General features: G+C 37.4%; 21 protein-coding genes and 3 pseudogenes. 15 read left to right on the top strand and 9 right to left on the bottom strand.

The features are described 5' to 3' along the window. Nucleotides 1-278: pseudogene (locus tag CDG56_RS16965) on the bottom strand (transposase); the annotation flags it as partial. Between the two features lie 40 nt (nucleotides 279-318). On the opposite strand from CDG56_RS16965, the gene CDG56_RS14400 reads away from it, so the two are divergent. After that, complete coding sequence (locus CDG56_RS14400; protein ID WP_087548283.1) at nucleotides 319-1,248, top strand: IS5 family transposase; 930 nt, start codon at nucleotides 319-321, stop codon at nucleotides 1,246-1,248. A 53-nt stretch (nucleotides 1,249-1,301) separates the two neighbouring features. Here the strand turns inward: CDG56_RS14400 and CDG56_RS14405 are convergent. Beyond that, nucleotides 1,302-1,694: pseudogene (locus CDG56_RS14405) on the bottom strand (IS4 family transposase); the annotation flags it as partial. 926 nt (nucleotides 1,695-2,620) lie between these two features. Between CDG56_RS14405 and CDG56_RS17370 the strand changes: the two are divergent. The 9 genes and pseudogenes from CDG56_RS17370 to CDG56_RS14450 form a co-directional block, all read left to right on the top strand. Beyond that, nucleotides 2,621-3,069 (top strand): annotated as a pseudogene (locus tag CDG56_RS17370) (DDE-type integrase/transposase/recombinase); the annotation flags it as partial. A gap of 233 nt (nucleotides 3,070-3,302) precedes the next feature. Beyond that, nucleotides 3,303-4,238, top strand: coding sequence for an ABC transporter ATP-binding protein (locus tag CDG56_RS14415; RefSeq protein WP_087535903.1), 936 nt, complete (start codon nucleotides 3,303-3,305; stop codon nucleotides 4,236-4,238). Beyond that, the gene (locus tag CDG56_RS14420; RefSeq protein WP_005159666.1) at nucleotides 4,235-5,008 is read left to right on the top strand and encodes an ABC transporter permease; all 774 of its coding nucleotides are present in this window, start codon (nucleotides 4,235-4,237) and stop codon (nucleotides 5,006-5,008) included. Before CDG56_RS14415 ends, CDG56_RS14420 begins: the two co-directional genes overlap by 4 nt. Then, entirely contained in the window at nucleotides 5,005-5,820 is an 816-nt protein-coding gene (queF, locus tag CDG56_RS14425; RefSeq protein WP_087548285.1) for an NADPH-dependent 7-cyano-7-deazaguanine reductase QueF, read from the top strand. Before CDG56_RS14420 ends, queF begins: the two co-directional genes overlap by 4 nt. Before the next feature lie 33 nt (nucleotides 5,821-5,853). Beyond that, nucleotides 5,854-6,513, top strand: a complete 660-nt coding sequence (locus tag CDG56_RS14430) for a hypothetical protein (protein WP_087548286.1) — start codon at nucleotides 5,854-5,856, stop codon at nucleotides 6,511-6,513. Nucleotides 6,514-6,755: 242 nt separating this feature from the next. Further along, nucleotides 6,756-7,898 carry a rod shape-determining protein RodA gene (gene rodA / locus CDG56_RS14435; protein WP_087548287.1) on the top strand — a complete coding sequence of 381 codons (1,143 nt, stop codon included), beginning with the start codon at nucleotides 6,756-6,758 and terminating at the stop codon, nucleotides 7,896-7,898. A gap of 19 nt (nucleotides 7,899-7,917) precedes the next feature. Then, nucleotides 7,918-8,919: a lytic murein transglycosylase B gene (gene mltB / locus CDG56_RS14440; protein WP_087548288.1), complete on the top strand. Its 1,002-nt coding sequence runs from the start codon at nucleotides 7,918-7,920 to the stop codon at nucleotides 8,917-8,919. Nucleotides 8,920-9,206: 287 nt separating this feature from the next. Beyond that, complete coding sequence (locus CDG56_RS14445; RefSeq protein ID WP_005159659.1) at nucleotides 9,207-9,818, top strand: septal ring lytic transglycosylase RlpA family protein; 612 nt, start codon at nucleotides 9,207-9,209, stop codon at nucleotides 9,816-9,818. 181 nt (nucleotides 9,819-9,999) lie between these two features. Beyond that, entirely contained in the window at nucleotides 10,000-10,452 is a 453-nt protein-coding gene (locus CDG56_RS14450; RefSeq protein ID WP_004662548.1) for a DUF962 domain-containing protein, read from the top strand. Nucleotides 10,453-10,492: 40 nt separating this feature from the next. Here the strand turns inward: CDG56_RS14450 and CDG56_RS14455 are convergent, their stop codons facing one another. Together CDG56_RS14455 and sthA are read right to left on the bottom strand one after the other, a co-directional pair. Continuing rightward, nucleotides 10,493-10,975, bottom strand: a complete 483-nt coding sequence (locus tag CDG56_RS14455; protein WP_087548289.1) for a DUF3465 domain-containing protein — start codon at nucleotides 10,973-10,975, stop codon at nucleotides 10,493-10,495. 87 nt (nucleotides 10,976-11,062) lie between these two features. After that, nucleotides 11,063-12,478 carry a Si-specific NAD(P)(+) transhydrogenase gene (sthA, locus tag CDG56_RS14460; protein ID WP_005159656.1) on the bottom strand — a complete coding sequence of 472 codons (1,416 nt, stop codon included), beginning with the start codon at nucleotides 12,476-12,478 and terminating at the stop codon, nucleotides 11,063-11,065. Nucleotides 12,479-12,669: 191 nt separating this feature from the next. On the opposite strand from sthA, the gene lipA reads away from it, so the two are divergent. Beyond that, nucleotides 12,670-13,683, top strand: a complete 1,014-nt coding sequence (lipA, locus tag CDG56_RS14465; RefSeq protein WP_004662555.1) for a lipoyl synthase — start codon at nucleotides 12,670-12,672, stop codon at nucleotides 13,681-13,683. Nucleotides 13,684-14,073: 390 nt separating this feature from the next. Then, complete coding sequence (locus tag CDG56_RS14470; RefSeq protein ID WP_087548290.1) at nucleotides 14,074-15,777, top strand: DUF4394 domain-containing protein; 1,704 nt, start codon at nucleotides 14,074-14,076, stop codon at nucleotides 15,775-15,777. Between the two features lie 57 nt (nucleotides 15,778-15,834). Here the strand turns inward: CDG56_RS14470 and CDG56_RS14475 are convergent, their stop codons facing one another. Together CDG56_RS14475 and hrpA are read right to left on the bottom strand one after the other, a co-directional pair. Then, nucleotides 15,835-16,941, bottom strand: a complete 1,107-nt coding sequence (locus CDG56_RS14475) for a beta-ketoacyl-ACP synthase III (RefSeq protein ID WP_087548291.1) — start codon at nucleotides 16,939-16,941, stop codon at nucleotides 15,835-15,837. 46 nt (nucleotides 16,942-16,987) lie between these two features. Then, a complete protein-coding gene (gene hrpA, locus CDG56_RS14480) occupies nucleotides 16,988-20,842 on the bottom strand; it encodes an ATP-dependent RNA helicase HrpA (RefSeq protein WP_087548292.1) in 3,855 nt (1,284 codons plus the stop codon). A 481-nt stretch (nucleotides 20,843-21,323) separates the two neighbouring features. Between hrpA and ahpC the strand changes: the two genes are divergently transcribed. Beyond that, nucleotides 21,324-21,887, top strand: a complete 564-nt coding sequence (ahpC, locus tag CDG56_RS14485) for an alkyl hydroperoxide reductase subunit C (protein ID WP_004662563.1) — start codon at nucleotides 21,324-21,326, stop codon at nucleotides 21,885-21,887. A gap of 252 nt (nucleotides 21,888-22,139) precedes the next feature. Further along, nucleotides 22,140-22,352 carry a KTSC domain-containing protein gene (locus CDG56_RS14490; protein ID WP_005159645.1) on the top strand — a complete coding sequence of 71 codons (213 nt, stop codon included), beginning with the start codon at nucleotides 22,140-22,142 and terminating at the stop codon, nucleotides 22,350-22,352. A gap of 47 nt (nucleotides 22,353-22,399) precedes the next feature. Here CDG56_RS14490 and CDG56_RS14495 read toward each other — a convergent pair whose 3' ends face one another. Beyond that, on the bottom strand, nucleotides 22,400-23,599 hold the full coding sequence (locus CDG56_RS14495) for an alkane 1-monooxygenase (protein WP_087548295.1): 1,200 nt from the start codon (nucleotides 23,597-23,599) through the stop codon (nucleotides 22,400-22,402). Nucleotides 23,600-23,721: 122 nt separating this feature from the next. Between CDG56_RS14495 and CDG56_RS14500 the strand changes: the two genes are divergently transcribed. Beyond that, nucleotides 23,722-24,771 (top strand): helix-turn-helix domain-containing protein, encoded by a 1,050-nt coding sequence (locus tag CDG56_RS14500; protein WP_087548293.1) that lies wholly within the window; start codon nucleotides 23,722-23,724, stop codon nucleotides 24,769-24,771. Here CDG56_RS14500 and CDG56_RS14505 read toward each other — a convergent pair. After that, nucleotides 24,748-25,335: an O-methyltransferase gene (locus CDG56_RS14505; RefSeq protein ID WP_087548294.1), complete on the bottom strand. Its 588-nt coding sequence runs from the start codon at nucleotides 25,333-25,335 to the stop codon at nucleotides 24,748-24,750. The genes CDG56_RS14500 and CDG56_RS14505 overlap by 24 nt on opposite strands. A gap of 38 nt (nucleotides 25,336-25,373) precedes the next feature. Beyond that, nucleotides 25,374-25,592 (bottom strand): DUF1653 domain-containing protein, encoded by a 219-nt coding sequence (locus tag CDG56_RS14510; protein ID WP_004662574.1) that lies wholly within the window; start codon nucleotides 25,590-25,592, stop codon nucleotides 25,374-25,376. Between the last annotated feature and the right edge of the window lie 206 nt (nucleotides 25,593-25,798).

The raw sequence follows: 25,798 nt of genomic DNA on the forward strand, positions 1-25,798 counted from the left end.
TTTCACTCGACCAACCCAAATACGTCGTTTACGACATTCAGTTTGACCAACTTGAAGATGACGAAATAAATCACTAATTTTATGATTCTTGGCTAAGTGATTGGTCACAATAAAGTTTTTTTAACACGTATACAGAAGTTAATGTCATTTTCAATTAACCATGTAAACCATTTCTCACCGATAAACTCTCTGTCTGCAAACACATTCACAATACGATCTTTACCAAAAATAGAGATAAAGCGTTGAATCAAAGCAATACGCTCTTTTGTATCTGAATGGCTTTGTTGCATAAATAAATTTCATCCCCATACATGTTAGATGAATACAGAATCAAAAAGCCGATATAAAACAACGAACTGGTCTGAGTACAATCAGGCTTTACGTCAACGGGGTGCTTTCACCATTTGGTTTGATCCCCAAATGCAATGGTCTGCAACACCTAGTGGAAAAAAAGGACGTCAACCTACCTACACTGATATAGCAATTCAATTTGCCCTGACGATACGAAACCTGTTCCAACTGGCTTTACGCCAAACACAAGGTTTCATTCAAAGCCTTTTTCAAATGGCTCACCTCGACTGGAATGTTCCAGACTTCTCAACATTGAGTCGGCGAGCAGATAAGCTCCAGCCACTTCTACATAAATCAGCAAAAAATCCACAGGAAGACTTGCATATTTTAGTTGATAGCACAGGGATCAAAGTTACAGGCGATGGGGAATGGGTGCGTAAAAAACATGGCGTAAACCAACATCGTCAATGGCTGAAATTACATCTTGCGACAGATGCAAACAGTGGAGAAATACAAGCGGTTGAAGTCACGACCTGCCAATATGGTGATGCTGAAATGCTCCCACCTCTTTTAGATCAAATTGATGAACCCATTGCATCTGTCACGACTGATGGTGCTTATGACACAGTGAATTGTTATGATGCGATTTTGAAACGGCAAGCAAATGTAATTATCCCTCCTCGTTCCAATGCTGCTTTATGGGTAGAAAATGAAATTGGTAAAGCAAGGAATCATGCAGTACAAGGCTGTTGGGACAAGGGTCAAAAGCAGTGGAAACGAGATATTGGTTATCATCGACGATCCAGAATAGAGGCTAAAATGTTTGCCTTGAAACGACTTGGACATGGTGTATCTAGTCGATGCTTTAATCGTCAGGTGGTTGACTTGCAAATAAGAGTCGATATTTTGAATAAATTTACTCAACTTGGTACAGTTAAAACGGTGGCTGTTGCATAAATATCTGAAGATTAGAACAACTCTACCTTTCTTCTATTTGTGCAACAAAGCCTATCTGAATTGCCACGTTTATTGAGCAATGTCCAAACAATAGGTATCGCTATTCCACGATAGACGATGGCTAACATCAAGATATTGATATCTCGTTTTCCCCATTTCCAGTTGGTTCTATCCAAAGTTAATTGGACTTTATCGAATGAAAATATATTGAAAATTAACTGAGAAATTTGACGATAATCGAAATACTGATCTGCAAAGAAGCGTTGTATACGTCGATAAAATGATTGTGGTAAGCACTTGATGGGTAAGGCTTTAGATGCAGAAGAAAGGTTACATGTCTGTTTTACAATTAATGCCAGCATAATCAGTGTAAAACATTTTACATGTGACTTGTTCCACTTTAGATATTTGTTTAAGATGAGATGTAACTCATTGAAATGTGTCATCATATTCGTCGTCAGAAAACAAGTATTATGCCATTATTTCAATGAGTTATCTTTTTTTGTCGTGTACAGAGGATTAAATTGTATTAAGTTAATTTAATTAATTAACAATTAGATCAAAAAACAACCTAACGTAAGAAATTTCTCATACTGATGTAAGCTAAAGATTATTTCCATGATTTTTTCATTATATATACTTCCCCATGCACAAACATTTAAAAATACTTTCTGAAGGAGTATTTAAAATGTATAGCCTATAATTTAATTCTTACAAAATAAGAAAAATATATAAGGCTAATAAAACAATTGTGCTTTTTTATCCGCTCCTTTAAATAAAACTAAAGGAGAGGTTTTTTAAATCAACTTGGAGTAAATAACATGATGTTGATTAAAAATATTTTTGTTTTTATTGCTTCAATTATATGCATTTCTATCATAATTATCATTTTAGATAAATTAGGAATAAATAAAAACTTTAATTTAATATTTTCCGCCATGTTATATGGAATTTTTACAACACTATATTTCCAAAAAAAATTATATTGCCTACTCTGCATATTTTCATTCTATCTATTTCTTTTTATGCTCACTAAATCGTTTGAAGCTTTACTAATGCTTTTAGTTTCATTTTCTACTTCCTATATAATTAAACAAGTTATGCCACAATTGAAAGGTAAATTGCAAAATTCGAAATTAAAGTGTAATTATTCAATTAAACTTAATAAGTAATGATTTAGTAGCTTAACGAATTATCATTTTTTCTATACAAATATCACTTTTAGTTTGATGTACATTAAATTTAAATGACGGAATATAGGTGAGATATCTGCGCTAACTACAAACAATTAGCGACCTTAGCCAGAAAGTTAGGTTTGAGTTATTCAACGCTTGATAAATGAATGCGCGAAACGAATCTGGGCTATAGTATGAGTGAACGTACGTTAGGATGGCAAACTAGCCATAGAATAGACAGTCAATTGGTGTGTGATGCACGTTGAATTATGCCTTGGCTCGTCAGGGTTAACCAAAGAGTGTTATGGTGCATTCTAAACAAGGATCAATACTTTAGTCGTGATTTTAGAGCACTATTATTGACGAATGAGTGTATTAAAAGCATGTCTCGCAGCATTGCGCAGTACACTGCTCATGTTGGGATAATGCTGTAACCGAAAGCTTTTTTCACACCTTAAAAGGACATATTATTTATAACAGCAGCTTTGCTATACGCTAAGAAACTAATGCAGCAATGTTCGAGTATATTGAGATTTACCACAATCAAAGGAAGCGACACTCTGCAAATGGCTGGTAAAGTCTAGAAACTTTTGAGCAAAAATATTTTAGAACTTTAGATGGATCAACTGTCTACAATTCTATCTAGCATCAGCTTACGATTATTTTGATAATCGTACCTATAGTTGATGCGATACTTAAAACTCTAAAAGTTTGATAATAAATAAAAAATTTAATATTTAACAATTTAAAAGTAGATCATTTTACAAAATTATCGAATTAATCGTTCTATTTCTAAAACGCCAGAAACCTATTTTTCTACTTGGTTTATTTTTTCATATCACTCAAAATAGTCGTTCTATTTAACAACGTGAGACGTTCATGACTGATGCTTTGGTGTTGAGCGATTTGTCCAAAACTTATCGTAATGGTTTTCAGGCGTTAAAAGGTATTGATTTGACCGTACCTGAAGGTGAATTTTATGCATTATTAGGTCCTAATGGTGCGGGTAAATCTACAACGATTAGTATCATTAGCTCTTTAACCAAAAAAACATCGGGTACAGTGGAAATCTTTGGGCATAACTTAGATACCCATCCATCCCATGCGAAACAATGTCTTGGTGTTGTTCCTCAAGAGTTTAACTTCGGTCAATTCGAAAAAACTTTCGATATCTTAGTGACACAAGCAGGTTATTACGGCATTCCTAAAAAACATGCTGAACAACGTGCTGAATATTATTTAGAAAAACTCGGTTTATGGGAAAAACGTAATATTCAATCACGTATGCTTTCAGGTGGTATGAAGCGTCGTTTAATGATTGCACGTGCCATGATGCATGAACCTAAGTTGCTTATATTAGATGAACCAACTGCGGGTGTAGATATTGAGTTACGTCGTTCAATGTGGGATTTTCTCACTGAAATGAATGAAAAAGGCACATCAATTATTTTAACGACACATTATTTAGAAGAAGCTGAGATGCTTTGTCGTCGCATCGCAATTATTGATCGTGGTGTGATTAAAGAAGATACCACCATGAAAGGCTTTCTTAATCAACTCAATGAAGAATCATTCATCTGTGACCTCGCTGAACCTATTGAAAATTTACAACTGGATATCATCGGCTTCAAATTTAATTTAATTGATCCAATGACATTAGAAGTCACTATGGATAAAGCCCATAGCATGAATGATTTGTTTTTACTATTACAATCACAAAATATTCAAGTCAGCAGTATGCGCAATAAATCCAATCGTTTGGAAGAATTATTCGTGAAAATGGTCGAGAAGAATCTTGCTGGAGCGAATCAGTGAACTTTAATCAATTAAAAACAGCACTTTGGACTTTGGTTGTTAAAGAAATTCGCCGTTTCATGCGGATATGGCCACAAACTTTATTACCACCAGCAATCACAATGAGCCTATATTTTGTGATTTTTGGCAACTTAGTTGGCTCTCGTATTGGCGAAATGGGCGGCTTTAGCTATATGCAATTTATTGTGCCAGGCTTAATTATGATGGCGGTGATCACGAATAGCTACGCCAACGTTTCTTCAAGCTTCTTTAGTGCCAAATTTCAAAAAAGTATTGAAGAACTGATCATGAGCCCTGTGCCCTTACACCTGATTCTTTGGGGCTATGTGATTGGTGGCGTATGTCGTGGTGTGTTGGTCGGTTTGATTGTGACCATCATGAGTTTATTCTTTACTCACTTAGAAATTTATAATCTATTCGTGACTATATATACTGTCATTATTACTTCACTATTATTCTCGCTTGGCGGTTTCATCAATGCGGTTTATGCGAAGTCATTTGATGATATCTCTATTATCCCGACTTTTGTATTGACTCCACTTACCTATTTAGGTGGTGTCTTTTATGCAATTAGTGCGCTTAGCCCATTTTGGCAAAATTTATCTTTAGTCAATCCAATTGTATATATGGTCAATGCTTTCCGTTTTGGCATTTTAGGGCACAGTGACGTCAATGTAACGTTCTCACTAAGTATCGTTACCCTATGCTGTGTTGCGCTCTATGCAGTTGCTTATCGTTTATTAGCTCGTGGTTCAGGAATGCGTGAATGAGTGTTGAACATTCTTTATTGGGTAAAGACACCCAATACCCTACTCAATATCAGCCAGAAGTTTTATTTCCAATTGCTCGCGCTGATTCCCGTCAACAATATGCACATATTGAGGGCATTGCTCAGGGTAAGGACTGGTGGCATGTCTTTGAAATTTCGTGGTTAAATCCATTCGGTTTGCCACAGGTGGCGATTGGTCGTTTAACCTTACCCGCCAACTCCCCTAACTTAATTGAATCAAAGTCACTTAAACTTTATTTCAATAGCATGAACTTTACGCAGTTTGAGTCTCAACAAGCTTTTGTCGAAACGGTTGAACGTGACTTATCCAATGCGGCGGGTGGAAAAGTTGAACTAGAATTATTCCAAGTTGATGATTTAGAAATTTCTAAACCGCAAGGGATTTGTATTGATGATCTCATCCCTGAGCGTCTATCTGAGCATCCAGATTCAACTCTATTAAGGTTAGATCCTGCGACCCAAGAAAGTGTTGAAATTGAACTTTACTCTCATCTTTTAAGAAGTAATTGTCCAGTCACAGGACAACCAGATTGGGGTACGATTTTTATTCGTTTTCAAGGTAAAAAACCTTGTTATCGCAGCATATTAGCCTATATTATCTCGTACCGTCAGCATAATGGTTTCCATGAGCAATGTGTCGAGCAAATATTTGCTGATATTTGGCAATTGCTTAAACCTGAAAAGTTGATGGTCTATGCAACCTATACACGCCGTGGAGGCTTGGATATTAACCCATGCCGTGTATCAGACTTGTCATGGATGCCCGAGCCAATTCGCTTGGCGAGACAATAAAACGAATAAATTTGATATAGAGGAAATGTTTCAATGACCAGTTATTTCGGTATTCTTCCATCAGCAGGTTTGAGTCAGGATATTCAACTTGCACAGGCTAGCCGTGACAGTAAAGAACCACAATACCCTTTACGTGACAAAATCTCTTTACAATTGACGGATGAATTACTAGACAACATGCTGATTAAGCTGGTTCAACAATTTCCGCCAAGTGATAAGCGTGACACTACCGAGAAGCTTGCAACCAAAATCCGTGGCATTGTTGAGACTTTACTTAAACAGTTATTAGGCAAGGCACCAAACGAGCAGGTTCTTGAATCGTTGTCGTTTATGGAAAAAAGCCTGTTTACTGACAATGAGGGTCAACAACGTCTTGGTACGGTTCTGCCTGATACGCTGGTCGCTGACATGAAGAAAAGCTTTGCAGAAGTCGCTGCTGGAAATGGCAAGGCACAACGTGATGCATTAACCCAGCAATTTAAAACTTTTGCTGACGCATTGATTCACCACTTCATGACCGAATTTAACAAAACGCTGGGTCTGGGCATGATGAAACGTGGTGTTGCGAGCGTTGCAACCAGTGGTGTCGAAACAGCCGTTCATATTGTGATCAACAAGCTCATCCCAGGTTTAAGCCAAGGTGAACTTGAAGTATTTGCAAAACATTTTGATCAGTTATTGGTTCAAAAGTAATTCGCCAAATGATGCAAAAGCGATGGTCATGGAACCATCGCTTTTTATTAGGTGTATGCAATATAATATTTAATATATAACATTGATTTATAATAATTATTTAATATAATTCATAGATAACAGATGATCATTCCAATTATAAACTGGATACTTATAGATCTCACATTTTCTAAATTTGCACGCTCTAAATCCGCATTTATGTTAGCATTCGCGAAGCCTTGATTTACCTGATTTAGAATCACATGTCCCCAAGCTCACAATACAAATTTTTACGTCAAGCACCTCGTGATGGCTTAAGTACAGCTGCACAGCCCTCTCGTTGGCAACAATTGCATATCGATCCTTGGCTTTGTTCTTTTTTGGTTTTAAATGCCTTACTTGGACTCACAGTATTATATAGTGCTTCTGCGCAAGATGTCGGACTAGTCAGTAAGCAAGCAATGAGCTTTGGGATTGGCTTTATTGTTATGTTTAGTTTGGCTCAAATCCCCCCAAAGGTATATCAGGCATTTTCACCTTATTTTTATGTGTTTGGTGTACTTTCCTTAGTGGCAGTCGTCATTTTTGGCGAAGTTCGTATGGGAGCACAACGTTGGATTGATATCCCTGGCTTCGGCAGTGTGCAACCCAGTGAATTTATGAAGATTGGTATGCCAATGATGATTGCTTGGTTTCTATCACGAAAAGCATTACCTCCGAGCCTTTCACAAGTTGTACTGTCATTGATGTTGATTGTCGTACCTTTTCTACTTATTGCAGAACAGCCTGACTTAGGTACATCACTACTGGTTCTGGTCAGTGGTATTTTCGTACTATTTTTAAGTGGTTTATCTTGGCGACTCATCGCTGCAGCAGCAGGTCTAGCCGCAATTATTATTCCAATTGCTTGGGAATTTTTACTACATGATTATCAACGTCAGCGTGTTCTTACATTATTAGATCCTGAAGCAGATGCTCTTGGCACAGGTTGGAACATTATTCAGTCTAAAACTGCGATTGGCTCAGGAGGATTCTCAGGTAAAGGGTTCTTAGAAGGCACCCAATCTCATCTACATTTCTTACCTGAAGGCCATACCGACTTTATTATTGCCGCTTATTCTGAAGAATTTGGCTTAATTGGCGTGACACTGCTTATTATTCTTTATTGTGCAATTATCTTTAGAACATTCCAAATTGGATTGCAGAGCTTCCATAACTATGGTCGCTTGGTTGCAGGCGCATTTGGTTTGTCATTTTTTGTTTATGTATTTGTAAATGCAGGTATGGTCAGTGGTATTTTACCCGTAGTTGGTGTGCCTTTACCCTTCATGAGTTATGGTGGGACGGCAATTATTACCCTGATGTCTACTTTTGGACTGGTGATGTCTATTCATACACATCGATAATGAGGAATTTTATAAACATATGTTTCTTCCTAATTTAAATAAAACTTTTAAATTGCTTGGTTTGAGTGCCAGTTTATTTGTCAGCAGTAATTGGGCTCAAGCAAATGAATTTTATACACATCCGAATTACTTTGCTTTTAAGCAGAAAGCAATGTCAACTTATAATTTAACGAGTGAACAAATTGATGCAGCCATGAGTGGCGCTAAGGATTTGCCTAATATTCTCAATATCATGACTCGCCCAGGCGAAAGTAAACCTTGGTATGAATATCGTTCAATGTTTCTTGTTGATGGCACTATTCAACGCGGGGCAAACTTTAAAAATCAATATCAAGATGCGTTGAATCGTGCTGAACAGCAGTTTGGCGTACCTAAAACAGTCATTCTGGGCATTTTAGGTGTAGAAACAGGTTATGGTGCGAATAAGGGCTCTTTCGTCACTAGAGATGCGCTTGCAACACTCGCTTTCGGTTATCCTCGTCGAGCAGACTATTTTAGTGATGAATTAGCCGCCTTGATCGCTTGGACGTACAAAGAAGGTTATCCAACAAATAGTATCGTTGGTTCATATGCAGGTGCTATTGGTTATCCGCAATTCATGCCAAGCAATATTCAAAAGTTGGGCGTAGATTATGATGGAAATGGTCACATTGATTTAAGAAATTCAGCAACAGATGCTATTGGCTCTATTGCTAACTATTTAGCTCAACATGGTTGGCAGCGCGATCGACCAATTGGGTTTCCAGCCCGTTACTTAGGCAACAACCCAGATAGTATTATTTCCAAGGATTTAACCCAACCTATTCCCTATGGAGAATTGAAAAGACTAGGGGTTTCCCCTGTTGACCCTTTGGTAAAAATTGATGATTTAGACTTAGTCAATGTCATTCAATTACAAGACCAATTTGGTCCAATTTACTACATTACTTATCCAAATTTCCAAGTGATTACGACTTATAATAAAAGTCGTATGTATGCAACAGCAGTATGGTTATTAGGCAACGAAGTAGCTAGTCGATAGACTAGCTTTTTTATAACATTCTGAAAAGTCAATAAAAAAATTAAGCAAAAAGATCACATATTCAGCAAAAAATATATTTTGTTACAATATTGATTATTTATTAACCATAAACTGTAAGTTTTTACCCTTTTTGTAACTATTTATCGTTAAAGACTAGACACACTTCGTAAGCGATGAATATTATCCACTCAAGTAAAGTAATTGCAAAAGTGAATAATTAGACATGTGCACTATGTTTCAAAGTTGTTTTTTGAAATAGAAAAGCATGTTCTCTAGGAGTTTATACAATGCAGTTTTCGCTAAAATATATTCTAGCGCTGACGGCAGGCTTAAGTTTAAGCCCGTTACATGCGGAAATGGTACAATCGACATCAATGAATAATGATGTGGATGGTTCTAATTTAGCTGCCCGCGTACTAAGCAAAGATTCTCAAAATTTTAATTCGCGTTTTTCAAACGTTAATAGTCTTTCAATCACTGAGCGTTCAGGTGACCAAATCCGTCGCCAAACGATTGCTGCAAAAATCGATATTCCTGAAGACGAGCCTTCAGTGATTGAAAAACTGAATACTGTTGCTTCGAACACAGTTCGTAAATTCAGCCAAAGTGGCGTTGCATCTTGGTATGGACGTCAGTTTCATGGTCGTAAAACAGCAAGCGGTGAAACATTCGATATGAATGGATTAACTGCAGCTCACCGTAGCCTTCCTTTAAACTGTTATATCCGTGTAACAAATAAAGACAACGGCAAGAGTGTTGTAGTAAAAGTAAATGATCGTGGTCCATTCCATGGTAACCGAGTACTAGATTTATCTTATGGTGCTGCAAAGCAACTTGGTATGTCTGGTTCTGGTACTAGTAATGTGAGCATCGAACGAGTTGATGGGCCAAGTTCTTAATAACTTAGTTTTACACTCTCCAAAAAAAGCCACCTAGTGTGGCTTTTTTTATTATGAGACTAAAGAATTTAGAAATTACAGTTATTCTTTGGAGCAACATCATATCCGCGAATGATTTTGACCCTTTTTATTTAATTCGTTATATTGAGCAAATAAAAATGAATAGAGTAAAGGAATTAACATGAAGTCAATTGATACGTGGTTTGATGAGTATAGTGACAGCCATCAAAATCAAACCAATAAAAAAATTCATTGGGTTTGTGTCCCAGCTATTCTTTTTTCAATTATTGGTATTTTGGCTCATTTTAGCACCCTACTCACCGCTTTGCTTCTTGTACTCACTTTAGTATTTTATGCTCGCTTAGATATTGTTTTGGCTGTTGCAATGGCTGCACTGTTAGCCGTTATGGCATGGCTCATTATTATTTTACCTGTAGGCGTAGGATTCTATATTGGTGTCTTTGTGATAGCTTGGATTGGCCAATTTTATGGTCACAAAGTTGAAGGGAAAAAGCCTTCTTTCTTTAAAGACTTACAATTCCTCCTCATTGGCCCTGTATGGTGCATGGACGCTTATTTAGCTAAAGTCCTACCCAAATGGAAATCTCGTCAGAAATTAGCGCTTACAAGCTGATTGAGAACATACAAATAGAATGAGTGATAAAGGGAAAATATCATTGATATATTTTCCCTTTATATTTTAACCATCCGTCAATGTGTTTTCTTTGTGGATCATGATGGGTCCAATGAATCACACCGCCTTTTGGGTTATATTCATATTCACCAAAAAACTCAAGCTGATCACCTTTTTTAAGCCCGTCTATTCTTGGGGCTAAATCAATATTATGTGCAATCAAAACCGTTAAACCATTCTCAAGTTTAAGAATAATTTTCTGATGTTTTAAACCTTGATTGTCATCTGGTAAAACTGCTTTCACAATACCCTGCGCTTGAACTTGAATATTGCTTCTTTGCTGTTGATAAGCCTGCATGATCTTGTTTTGATCATCGACAGAAATATTAGTATCTAAAACTGAAGTTTGTGTGGTGCTGCTAGTAATTCTAGTATTTTGCTTTTCTTTAAAATCGAAACTCAAATAAGCTGCAAGCAACAAAATGATTACTACAAGAATTAGATTATTTATTTTAGTTTTCATCGCAAATTTCCTGACCAAATCCAGATAACAAAATGCCAATCAAGTTGATTGGCATTTAGGTGCTTATCGAACTAAATCCATCGCCATTTAAAACAAACGATTCATACCATTCAAAGCTGCTACACGATATGCTTCTGCCATCGTTGGATAGTTGAATGTCGTTTCAACGAAGTACTTCAACGTATTGTTTGGACTATGCATCACCACTTGACCAATGTGAATAATCTCTGCCGCATTATTACCAAAGCAGTGAATACCTAGTACTTCTAAAGTATCGCGATGGAACAAGATTTTTAATTCACCGACAGTATCACCCGTAATTTGGGCACGAGCTAGATGACGGAATGAAGCCTGACCTACTTCATAAGGTACTTTTTCTTCAGTTAATTGCTGCTCGTTCTTACCAATTGAAGAAATTTCTGGGATTGTATAAATACCTGTTGGTACATCTTTAATTGGCTTAACATTTTTCTCACCAACCATATTTGCACCTGCACAACGCCCTTGGTCATAAGCAGCCGATGCAAGTGATGGCCAACCAATAACATCCCCTGCAGCATAGATGTTATCAACTTCAGTTTGGTATTGATCATTGACCATCAGCTGACCACGGTTATTCGGTGTTAGACCGACATTTTCCAAACCAAGACCATCTGTATTACCAGAACGACCGTTGCACCATAAAATTGCATCAGCTTTAATCTTCTTACCGCTCAGCAAATGTAAAACCACATGATCATCAAAGGTTTCTAAGCGGTCAATTTGCTCATTATGTCGAATCAATACGCCTTGTTCACGTAAGTGATATGACAATGCATCTGCGATTTCATCATCAAGGTAGCTTAAAAGCTTTTGTTGAGTATTGATCAAATCAACTTTATGGTCTAAACCAATGAAAATCGAGGCATATTCGCAACCGATCACACCAGCACCATAAATAATGATTTTTTGAATTGAATAATCCAAATCAAGAATTTTATCTGAATCAAATACACGCGGATGATTGAAATCTAAACCTTGTGGTTGATAAGGACGACTACCTGTTGCAATCACGATTTGCTTACAAATGATCGTATCTTTGATTCCGTCCTGACCAAAAATCAAAACCGTATTTTTATCTTGGATATACGCACGTCCATGAAAAACATCAATTTTGTTGCGATCATAGAAACGTGTATGCGTATCAACTTGCTGTTGAATTACCTTATGTGCATTACGTAGCACTTGTTTCATGGTGAATTGTTTCCACTCACCGACCTTTTGAAACATTGGGTCACGTTGATATCGAATAATACTTGATACTGTTTGACGTAATGCTTTACTCGGAATTGTTCCTACGTGAGCACAATTACCACCAAGTTGATCACGTATATCAACGATCGCTACACGTCTACCTGCTTTAGCTAGCTTCATTGCCGCGCCTTCACCAGCTGGGCCAGAACCGAGAATTACTGCATCAAATTTTACAACATTCCCACCAACGACCTCTTTCTTACGTGGCATTCAAAGCTCCTTTGTCTCTTCGCTGTTTACTTCTATATATATGATAACTAATATGCTATGGCTTGATGTATTTCTCAACCATATATTTTTATATATTTACATTTTCAAAATGAATACCTAATTCATCCTATAAACCAATAAATTTGACTATAATAATCGAATATCTCAAGCAATAGGTTGTAGAAAATAATATGTCTGAACACCGTAAACCTGAACAGGGCATAAAACTTCGTGGCGCAGAAAAAGTCGCAAGAATTCCTGTAAAAGTTATACCTACGGTTGAAGTGCCTCGTAAACCAGACTGGATTCGCGTCAAAATGACTGCACCTGAAGAGGTTCAGCGTATAAAAACAACTCTACGTTCGCAAAAACTCCATACTGTTTGTGAAGAAGCTGCCTGCCCTAACCTCCCTGAGTGTTTTGGTGGTGGCACTGCTACTTTTATGATCATGGGTGATATTTGTACTCGCCGTTGCCCGTTTTGTGACGTGGCGCATGGTCGGCCAAATGCATTAGACCCTGATGAACCACGCCACATGGCTGAAACCATTTCTAACTTAGGTCTTAAGTATGCAGTGATTACTTCTGTAGACCGTGATGATCTATTAGATGGTGGTGCTCAACACTTTGTGGATTGTATTAAAGAAGCTCGCGCACTCAGTCCAAAAACTTTATTAGAAATTTTAGTTCCAGATTTCCGTGGGCGTATGGATATTGCCTTACGCATCATGACCGAATGTCCACCCGATGTTTTCAATCATAATATCGAGACTGTTCCTCGCTTATACAAAGCAATGCGCCCAGGTTCTGACTATCAACATTCTTTAAATCTTTTAAAAATGTTTAAAGAATACTGTCCTGACGTACCAACGAAATGTGGTTTGATGGTTGGGATTGGTGAAACAGAAGAGGAAGTGATTGCTTTACTCGATGATCTTCGTGCGCACGACGTAGATTACGTGACTATTGGTCAATATCTACAACCTTCTAAACAGCATGCACCGATTGATCGTTTTGTTACACCAGAAGAGTTTGAGCGTTATGCTGAACATGGTCGTAAATTAGGTTTTAGAAATATTTGGTCAGCGCCGATGGTTCGTTCGAGCTATTTCGCAGATCGTCAATATCACGGCGAACCTGTTCCAGCAGTACGACGTAAAGTCGATCCTGCAAAAAAAATCACAGTACAAACTGTCGAAGCGTAAGCAATAAATATATTGAAATCGAGAGAGTTTTAAAATTCTCTCGATTTTTTATTTTTAAGTTTTAAAGATTATATTTTTTCATAACAATTACTTTAATAATCTAGAGTTTCATAGCTGCCGTGAAATTAGTGTGAATAATTACAACTCAAAACTCAAATACGAAAAAATCACTTAAAAACATTAGTTTACTTTCAACCTTGCCCCACTTAATCTAATAAAAGTAATTATAAGATTTTTAAATTATTCATTTAAAAATAAAAGTCGAAATCTTTTTCTAAGGCTAGACCCCCATTACAGCAATCCAATAACAAGAAGCTCAGAGTTAATAAATAACAGGGAATCCTTCTCAAAAGCTTCTTATAACCAAAATATGTATCAGGATAAACGACTATGAATAAACGAGCATTAACTTTGACCGCAGCAACTCTGGGTAGCCTAATATTATTGGGTTGTAATAATGATTCTAACAACGATACAGAAACTACAAATACTCATACAGGTGACACATTAATCTTAACAAACAACGGTATGATCAGTTCAATTGATCGAATGATGCCAAATAAAATCGTGTCAAATCTTAAAATTACAGGTCTACAAACAGATGATGAACTCGTTGGAATCGATTATCGTCCGAAAGATGGAAAACTTTATGCGGTGGGATTGTTAGGTAATATCTACACTTTGAATCCTGCAACTGGTTCTGCCACTTTTATAAAAAAATTAATGGCTGACCCTACTGATACGACTGATGGAAATGCAGCATTTACTAAGATTTTAGGGGATGCGAATCTGATTACTGTGAACTTCAATCCAGTTGCAGATCGTTTGAGGGTTATAACAAATACGGGACAAAACCTTCGAATTAATGTGGATACTGGCGCAACGATTACTGATGGCGCTATCAATTTGACAGAAAGCAACCCTACCATTGTCGCTGGTGCATATACCAATGCATTTGCAGGAACTGGATCAACCAAACTCTATAGTATTGATCAAAATAGTGATCGAATTTATATCCAAAATGCGAATGCTGGAACATTGGGTGTTTCAGCTGCGTTGGGAGCAGATATAAACATTAATGGCGGTGGTGGATTTGACATCGATCCTGTGAGTAACGTCGGCTTCGCAGCGCTAAAACTCAATACTGGTGGTTATAAATTCTTTCAACTTAATCTAGCAAATGTAGGAACAAGCAATTATGCCATTTTTGCATCTGGTGACCTAAATAGTAACTTTAATAGTATGGGAATTCGCGGTATAGCATTAAAAAGAGCAAGTGATGCCACCGCTCAAGCTTATGGATTGACAGCCAATAATAAATTATTGAACTTTGCTTTAAATAATCCAAATGCGGTGATGGAAAAAACCATCACAGGTTTACTCGTTGATGAGAAATTTATTGGAATTGATTACAGACTCAGAACCACTATGACCAATTCTGGAAAACTTTATGGTCTTACCAATAAAGCAAACTTGTATACTATAAATACAGATACAGGAATGGCTAACCTGATTACCTCACTCAAACCTGCGACGGGTAGTAGTTTCACAACATTAGATGGAACAAGTTTCGCAGTTGATTTCAACCCTACAGCAGATCGACTCCGCGTAATCAGCAATAATGGACAGAACTTAAGAATTAACGTCGATACTGGCGATACTATAAAAGATGGTGATATTAACGGAATTGCTGATGCTAAAGTCACTGCAGCAGCATATACCAATAGTTTTGCTACACCAATTTCAACGCTTGCTACTGAACTATTTGATCTTGATCAAACAGGCAAAACTCTCACTAAACAGAATCCACCAAACGCAGGCACATTAAACCTGATCGGTAATTTAGGAGTCAACTTAGGTATAGATAATGGCTTTGATATTGCTGGTGGTGATAATGGTTTAGCTTTAGCAGCAGTCTCAGGTGCTTCTGGACCTTCTGTGTTATATCGCATAGATCTAAATAGTGACACGACTATTACAACTCCAAGAGCCCGTTTAGCTATCAGTGTAGATGGAACACCAAATCTAGCAGCTTCAACTATTGGTGGTAACACGACTCCACAAGTCATCGACCTAGCGATCTTACTTAAATAAGCTGAAATCAAAAAAAACCGCATCATTGATGCGGTTTTTTATTTTTGCCTATAAACTTTAAGCAATATGTTTTTGTACGATAATCGAACCAACCGAATATCCTGCACCAAATGAAGAGATCACAGCATATTCGCCATTATTGACTTGCTCACCTGTACGATGCATCGCAATAATTACGCCCGCAGAAGAAGTGTTAGCAAACTCATCCAAAATAATTGGTGCTCGATCTAAATCAGCATCTTTACCAACAACCAATTTTAAAATTAACTCATTCATATTGGCATTGGCTTGATGCAACCAGAAACGCTTCACTTGTTCAGGAGTTAATTCAAGTTTTTCTAACTGTGCAGTAATAATTTTTGCAACCAATGGGCAAACTTCTTTAAAAACTTTACGACCATCTTGGCGGAACAATTTGTCATCAACCACAGCATCTTCACTGCGGTTTAAGAAACCAAAGTTATTACGAATGTTATTTGAGAATTGAGTAAATAAATGAATATCTAGGATTTCATAGCCTGATTTAGTTTCAGTCTCTTCGATAATTGAAGCCGTTGCAACATCACCGAAAATGAAATGTGCATCACGGGTACGGTAGTCTAAATGACCTGAGGTAATTTCAACATTGAGTAATAATACACGGCGTGCGCCACATTTCACTGCATCATAGGCTTGCTTCAAACCAAATGTTGCAGCAGAACAAGCCACATTCATGTCATAAGCATAACCTTGGATACCCAAAGCTGACTGAATTTCAATTGCAACCGCTGGGTAGGCACGTTGCATATTTGAACAAGCTAAGATCACAACATCGATGTCTTCTGCGGTTACACCTGCATTTTCCATCGCTTGTTTTGCAGCAATGACGCCCCACTCCGCTTGAAGTGAAAGTTCATCATTACTACGCTCTTGTAAACGTGGACGTAAGCGTTTTGGGTCAAGAATACCGGATTTTTCGACCACATAACGGCGTTGGATGCCAGAAGCTTTTTCAATAAATTCTGGGCTTGAACCACGCAATGCTTCGATCTCGCCAGCAGCAATTTGCTCAGCATTTTCTTGATTAAATTGTTCTACATAAGCATTTAAACTTTCAACCAACTCTTCATTAGAAATAGATTCGGTTGGGTGAAATAACCCTGTACCTGTTATACGAATGCCCATGTAAAACTCCTGTAAAGAATGCTTCTAACTTTCATTATTGCTCAGTTTAACCGATTGCTAATCGATCCCATAGTTTTTGCAATCTAGTTGGTGAAATTGGCATCTTTGTTTTCATCGGTTGAGAAAACAAGGAAATTCTAAGTTCTTCCAACATCAAATACAATTCTTTGATTTTAGGATCATTTTTAAATTTAAATACTTTGTCCATCCATGGATCAACATCGTCAATTGCAGCGAGGTCACGTTGTAGATTATTTGGCAAACGATCCAAACGCAATAGCAATGCTTTTAAAAACCGTGGGTATTCCTGCCACATCTCAACAGGTTTACTGTAGACAAAGTTCGCCAACGACATTAAATCAAGTTGGTCTTCTATGTCATCCACACTTCGACCAAAGATATCCTGATCTAAAACCAATAACTCGCGACGAATTTGCTGCCATTGAGTAAAAATATCAGTAATATCAATTAAAACTTTTTGACCATCTACTAAGAATTGCTTTTTTACATCAGCCATTAGCTGATTAAATTCCGCTGTATCTTTAGGCAAGGTTTTTATTGAAACTTGTAAGGTTGCATAAACCAGCATTTGTTCCAACTTCGCCCGATCACCTAAAGGCGAATATGCCAAAGCTAATGGTTTGGAAATCTGTTTTTTCAATTGACGAATTAAATCCCCCAATTGCATGTGTAAAAGACGAATCACGCCTTCACGATGTTGCTTAATTGCTTCATCCTGATCATTAAAGGTTTGAATCACCACACCCGACTCATCTTTAACATCAAGTTCAGCAAAAACTTTACTTGGAACCAAAGCCTGATATTGCTTTACGACCACTCCCGTGACTTTTTGAGACGCTTCAAATACAAAATTTTCAGGAAAAGTCTGGAACTCACCCTTTTGCTGCTTCACAGGACGATGAGTTTCGACACGACAACGCGCTTTGAGTTCGTCTAAATCACGTCCTTGCGCAATGAGTTTACCTTTTTCATCCACAACTTTAATAAAAGGTACAAGATATTGATCAATTCGTTCAAAAGAAAAATCTTTTTCAGTAATTTGCTCCCCACGCAAAGCGAAAGCCAAGTAACTAAACAGATGTTCACGCAAATGTACTGCATCGACACCTTGCATCAGTTTTTTCGCAGTATCTGGAATCGGGACTAAATTACGACGTTTGTCTTTAGGCAACGCCTTGAGCAAAGCCTCAATTAAATCCTGACGCCACCCAGGAATCCCCCATGACCATTGTTTTTCATCTACTTGTGGCAAAGCCTGCACAGGAATTTTAACCGTTGCACCATCTTCATCATGGCTTGGATCAAAACGATAGCTCGCAGCTAAACGCAATTGTCCATTATGTAAATAATCTGGGAATTGCTGTGTGGTTGGCCGATCATTCATCCATAACGCATCGTCTTCTACAAAAAGATAACGCGGATGATCTGGCTCTACTGTTGCACGCCAATCTTCAAAACTACGGCGGCTAGCAATTTCCTCTGGCACTTTTTCAGCATAAAATTGATAAATAGTTTCTTCATCGACCACCAAATCACGACGACGCAATTTATCTTCAACTCGCTCAACTTCTTCAAGTTTAAGTAAGTTGTGTTTTAAAAATGGCGGTGTAATACCCAAATTACCAGTCGTTAAGGCATCCCGTAAAAAGATTTCATGTGCCGCGGCTTGATCAACTTTCTCAAAATTCACCATACGTTTTGGTTCAATAATTAAACCAAACAATGAAATTTGCGCATAGGCATTCACAATGCCTGCTTTTTTCGACCAATGTGGTTCGAAATAGTGATATTTCAATAGCTCACGTGCAGCTAATAAAATCCATTCAGGATCAATTTTTGCTAAAGTTCGTAAATACACTTGAGAAGTTTCCACCATCTCAAATGCCATCACCCAAGCAGTATTGGTCTTATGCAGTGTACTGGCAGGAAATACTTTGGCTTTCTGCTGACGTACCGCCATAAAGGTATTACGTTCATCGGTTTTATTGGCGATAAATGACAGTAAACCTGTTAACAAAGCACGATGTAAATTTTCATAATTGGCTGCCTTTTCATTAAAGCTTAGCTTTAATCCTTCAGCCAACTCAACTAATTGTTGATGGGTTTGCTTCCATTCCCGTAAACGCAACCAACTTAAAAAATGTTGACGCGCAAATTGACGGCGCTTGTTTTCAGACTGCGTATCAGGACTGGTTTGCAACGTATTCCAAAGTTTTAAATAGAATAAAAAGTCTGAATCTGCTTCTTTGAATAAAGCATGCTTCTGATCAGCCTGCATTTGTTTATCGGCAGGTCGTTCTCGTGGATCTTGAATTGCCAAAGCACTGACAATAATCAATGTTTCTTTCAGCACACCAAAATGAGCGCCACCAATCAGCATACGAGCTAATCGTGGATCAATCGGCATGCGTGCCATCATTTGACCGACTTTAGTTAAATCATTCTTACGTTCGCTTAATGCACCTAACTCAATCAAGAGCTTGCGTCCATCATTCACCAAACGAAAATCAGGTGGCTCAATAAAGTCAAAATCTTCTAAACTACCTAAACCAAGACTTTGCATTTGTAAAATTACAGAAGCCAAGTTCGTCCGTTTGATCTCTGGTTCGGTAAACTCGGGACGACTTAAAAAATCTTCTTCACTGTATAGACGAATACACACACCCGCAGCAATACGACCACAACGACCTTTACGCTGATTGGCTGCTGCCTGTGAAATTGCTTCAATCGGTAAGCGTTGCACACGTGAACGGTAGTTATAACGTGAAATACGAGCAAAACCGCTATCAATCACATACCGAATATTAGGAACGGTTAATGCTGTTTCAGCAACGTTGGTTGCAATAATGATACGGCGACCTTTACCGCTTGGACTGAAAATCTTTTGCTGCTCGGCGAGTGCTAAACGCGCATATAAAGGCAACACTTCAGTATGTCGAGGACCATATTTTTGCAGCGTTTCCTGTAATTCTCGGATTTCTTGCTCAGTGCTGGCAAAAATCAAGATATCAGCATGTTCTGGATGCCCTTTAGCCTCAGCATCGGCAAAACACTCTTCGACCGCTTGTACAACAGCACGTGGTAAGTTCTCTTCAAAATCATCAAACTCATCATCATCACTACCAATAATACTGAGTTCCGAAATTGGACGATAACGTACTTCAACAGGGAAGCTCCGCCCTTCTACTTCAAAAATCGGTGCATCATTAAAGTATTGGCTAAAACGATTTACATCTAAAGTCGCTGACGTCACGATTACTTTTAAATCAGGACGCTTTGGTAATAACTGTTTGAGATAACCCATGATGAAATCGATATTCAGTGAACGCTCATGGGCTTCATCGATAATGATGGTGTCGTATTTTGAAAGGAAGCGGTCGTTCGTCAGCTCAGCCAACAAAATACCATCCGTCATCAAACGCACGATAGAATCTTGCGATCCCTGCTCATTAAAACGGATTTTAAAGCCAATCGCCTCGCCCAGTTTCTGCCCAACTTCTTCTGCAATACGTTGCGAGACACTGCGAGCAGCTAAACGTCGCGGTTGAGTATGCCCAATCATCCCAGTGAGACCACGACCAGCAAGCATAGCAATTTGTGGTAGCTGTGTGGTTTTACCCGAACCCGTTTCACCCGCCACAATAATCACTTGATGCTTTTGTATTGCGGCAATCAAACGATCTGCATACTGAGTAACAGGTAAATCTTGATTGAGTTTAATTTGGGGAATACGCGCTAAGCGTTGTTTGACTTTGTCATTTGACTGTTGAAAAAGTTTTTTGATTTCTGCTGGCGGTGTTTTTTTATCTTTGCGAAGTCGATTTAAACGGTGACGGTCACGTGCCATAACCCATTGATCTACATTTAAATGACTCTGCACTGAACAGCTTTCCTAGAAAATAAACTAATCAGCTATTTTACGCCTTAAAGCGTTGCTATGCAAAGCAACCACATTTAGTTCTTTTCAAAAACATGCACTATTCCTATTCAATTGATACACAGGGGTACTTTTGCATTTTCTTATTTTTAAACCAAGCAAAACATAGGTAAAAATCTAAGTGTATATCTTGGTTTTCTCTATATTTTTTAGATTTTTTCAATTTTACCCTTGAATTTTAATACTATCGACTGCATGTTGTTATGCAAGTTAGTTTTAGATATTCGTCATATTTACTTCATCTTATTGGAGTCAAATAGGCTTATATCTTAGGGTGAAAATCGTTTTATATTGATTCATTCAATTTTCCGATTTTAGTCATGTAAAAATACTATTTCCCCAATAACTAAAAATTATTTATTCTTAACCTCGTAAACAAATAAGGCATTAGCCTCTCAATAAAACCTCAATCATGGAGACAATGATGAGCTTAATTAATACTGAAGTTAAACCATTTAAAGCTGATGCATTCCGTAACGGTGAATTCATTCAAGTCACTGATGCTGATCTTAAAGGCAAATGGTCTGTTCTTATTTTTATGCCTGCTGCATTTACTTTCAACTGTCCTACTGAAGTTGAAGATGCTGCTGAGAACTACGAAGAATTCAAAAAAGCTGGTGCAGAAGTTTATATCGTAACAACTGATACTCATTTCTCTCACAAAGTATGGCACGAAACTTCTCCTGCTGTAGGTAAAGCTCAATTCCCATTAGTTGGCGATCCTACACATCAATTAACACGTGCTTTTGATGTGCATATCGAAGAAGCTGGTTTAGCTTTACGTGGTACGTTCATCATCAACCCAGAAGGCGTAATTAAAACTGCTGAAATTCACGACAATGCAATTGCACGTGATGTTTCAGAAACTTTACGTAAGCTTAAAGCTGCTCAATTCGTAGCAAGCCACCCAGGCGAAGTTTGCCCAGCTAAATGGAAAGAAGGTGAAGCGACTCTTGCTCCATCGATCGACCTCGTTGGTAAAATCTAATTTTTAGATTTAACAATGTTGAAAAGAAACCACTCTAAAAGAGTGGTTTCTTTTTATTTGTCATTTGCTCACTTTTTGCGATACATCGATCTCAATTCAATAGTAAATTTTTTACAATTCTTATACTTATAAATTTATAACGAAATTCAATTTTCAATTGTCAGCCTGCTTTACATGGAGTAATGTCAAATTATGAAACATAAAGAGTTTTTCGTATGTACTAAATGATCAAACTAAAATGGGGGAAAATATATGGAAAAAACTGTTGTTGTAACCTTTTGGAAATATGATATTTCTTCACGCTACTTAAAAATTTTTTACAGCAATGGCACAGCCGAGCTTTATCATCCTGTTCCAGAATTTATCTATGACAATTTGCTACGCACAACTGATAAGACTGCTTTTGTCCATAAATACCTTGAGTTTGATCTGCATTTTAAACGACTTTATCTTTTAGCCTCATAAATAAAAAAACCAGCCTATATTAAGGCTGGTTTTTTTATTTAAATTGATTAAGCAGCTTCGACTTCAACTTGTTCAGCATACTTCTCTAATATTTTTTCTTTTGCGTCTGGATGAATATTAATTTTCTCCATATTGCCTTTGTAATGCTCTACTACTCGATCATCCATAATTTTTGACCACCATGAAGGAATAAAGGCTGGTAAAATCATCGCTCCATAGCCCGCTGGTAACTGTGGTGCATTTTCAAAATGACGTAGCGTTTGGAAGCTACGTGTTGGATTTGCATGATGATCTGAGTGACGCTGTAATTGATACAAGAACAAGTTAGTCACTACATTGTTATTGTTCCAACTATGCTCAGGTAAAGTACGCTCATATTGACCATTGGCTTTCTTTTCACGTTTTAAACCATAATGCTCAATATAATTTACTGATTCAAACAAAGTAATCGCATAGGCAGCCTGTGTCACTTGGAACGGTGCTGAACGCACTCCAAATTTGCTAAACATAGCAGCATGGTACACGGCAGACATCGCCCAACCATGAATCAATTCATTCTCTTTACAGAAGAATGGCAATTTTTTACGCTCTAAACGATTTTTCTCAATTTCGATCGCAGATTTGAAACTACCAATCACTGTACGCGGTAAAAATTTCCAGAAAGTTTCACCAAGTCTAGATGATGCTGGATCTTCTGGCGTTGCAACACGGCGGTGATGACCATATGGATGCTCAATACGAAAGTGATTATAGCCCGATGGAGCTAATGCCAAATGTGATAAATAATGTTCGAGGCGACCACTTTTATGACTCAATTCATGCGCCGTATTGATGGCAATACCATTCACCATCCCCACCAACGTACCCAATAACGCTTGATCTGCAAGTGATGTACCTTTACGACTTGCCAAATAAGTGCCGTAAATATTGGTCGCATATTGCAATGGAATAAAAAGTTTAACAATTCGAGAATAATATGGATCAGCTTCTAAATCTGCAATCGCATCAAGTGGTGGATTTTCTGTGTCCTCACCAATTAACTTATCCAATGCAGGAATAACACCATGAATAAATAATGGGCCAAAAGAGGCAAATAATTTTTTGGTTTTTTTCGGTCCAAATTGATAACCTGCTAAACCACTCATTGCAATGGTCGGTACTGCCAAACCCAATAACCACAAATGACGTTTTTTATCTTTAAAGGTTGTTGTTGCTTGCTCTACATCCAGTTGAGTATGCATATTCATTAGAAACTCCTCAATCAAACACAAAATGTTTTGCTTGAATTGATTGTGTTCTTTTGCAGTCACTCTATATTATCATTTTAAGACTTGATATTATCATTTTAAGACTTTAGTGGTTTTTTATTGTGCAAAAACAGCAAATCCCTGTTATTCCGTCTCGTTATTACTTGCGGTTGATCGAAATTCTGATTGGTACTCATCAATATGATAATCAGGTATTAAACGCATTTCATAACGAACTTTCTAAAACTGAGCTTTTATCAATTCAACAAATTGAACAATTTATTGCACTTGGCCTGAGCCTACCTAATACAGAAGATTTGGCTTTTGAACTCGGTAAAAATCTAAAACTCAGTTCGCATAGTTTGGTTGGATATGCATTAATGACCAGTCCAAATTTAGAACATGCATTGAGATTAATTGCACAATATTTTCGTCTAATTATGCCGAGCTTTAAGCTATCGATTCAATTTCCAACTAATCAACATAAGGTTGAATTATTACTTGAACCAATCTTGCAAATGAATAAGCAATGTTTAGCATTTCATATTGAAGCAATTGCCGTTGGATTTTATTACAGCTTATTAGAACTTGCAGGACAACAATTACAACGTTACCAAATTTATTTAAGTATACGCGAGCCTGTTTATGCTGAACGTTATCTACATTTAGTCAAAGCCAGCTTTCATTTTAACTATACGTGGATATCTGGCATCCGTGTCGTGATTGATCAACAACAACTGGCACTACCCTTACCTTTGGCGGATGCTCATAGCCTAAAAGTGGTTGAACAACGTTGTCAGGAACAGATTCAAAAAATTTATCATCAAGGTGAAATTGTTGAATGGGTCAGCATGATGTTAAGACAAGCCCATCAGATTCCAACATTAACTGAATGCGCTCAAGTTCTAAATATTTCTACTAAAACTTTACAACGTTATTTGCAGCAACAAGGAGTTGAATTTCAAGCTTTGAAACAAAAAATTAGTACTGAGCGAGCAATTGATTTATTAGAAAATTCAAATTTTACCATCACCCATATTGCTTACGAATTAGGCTATTCGAACCCTGCAAACTTTACCCGTGCATTTAACAAAGTATTAGGTTGTAGTCCGCAGAGCTATCGCTCAAAACATCAAAATCAAAGGTATCTACTTCAAGACAACCAGACATAAACCTGCACCTACAGGTAAAACAGTACTCATATAATTTTCGTCCGCTTTAATCAAATCAAGAAAATCTTTGACCTCAGCTGCATGTGAAATCACATTATCAACGATCAAAGTATTACCCGAGAACTGCAATAGACGTTTTAAATCATTCCAGTAACTCACATAGCAGCCACGCTCTGCATCCAATAAAATTAGATCATAGGATTCAGTTGCTTGTGCCAAATAATCTGAGGCATCGCCGACCCAAAAATCAATAAAACTCTCTAATCCAAATTCTTCAGCATATTTCTTGGCTTGAGCACTTCGGAAAGCATTGATCTCTAGGGTTTGAACTTTACCTCCGACCGATTTTGCAGCTTCAGCCAACCATAAGGTTGAATATCCGGTCGATGTTCCAATTTCTAGAATCTGCTTTGATTGCTGAGTACGTACTAACATCCCAAGTAACTTAGCAGATTCTGCTTCAATATTTCGGTAACGTCGTAAACGATCAGACTGACGAGCATCATGTTGCTTAAATTCATCATATAAATCAGCAATACGTTGTAAAAAAACGGCGCTCGTCATGTCTTGTCTCCGTAATGCTCAAAAGCAAAAGTTCAAATTTAAGTCGCTTGTATTAATTTAAAACGTGGAATAACTTGCCCATCTTCAAGTTCAACTGTTTCAACAAACATCGATAATGGACGCACCCACATTGAATAATCACCATATAAACATTGATATACAACAAGTTGTTCCTCAGTTTCACTATGTCTAGCAACATTAAATACCTGATAAATTTGACCCTTGTAGTGTTGATAAATACCACGTTGTAATACCATTTGCTGCTTCCTTATATACGTCATGAAATAATTGCAGTTATATAACAAGTTTGAATATATTCAAATTTTTAGGTATAAAAATCTTCAAAATGTTTATTTTATCTTAAATTCAAAAATCCGATCAAACCCATAAAAACATACTGTTTTACCTATTTATTAGTTTTGCGTACTATAGCTTCATCGAATGAATTTAGCTGATTTGAACT

Origin of the sequence: Acinetobacter sp. WCHA39 (genome assembly GCF_002165385.1) — a bacterium.
Classification (GTDB): domain Bacteria; phylum Pseudomonadota; class Gammaproteobacteria; order Pseudomonadales; family Moraxellaceae; genus Acinetobacter.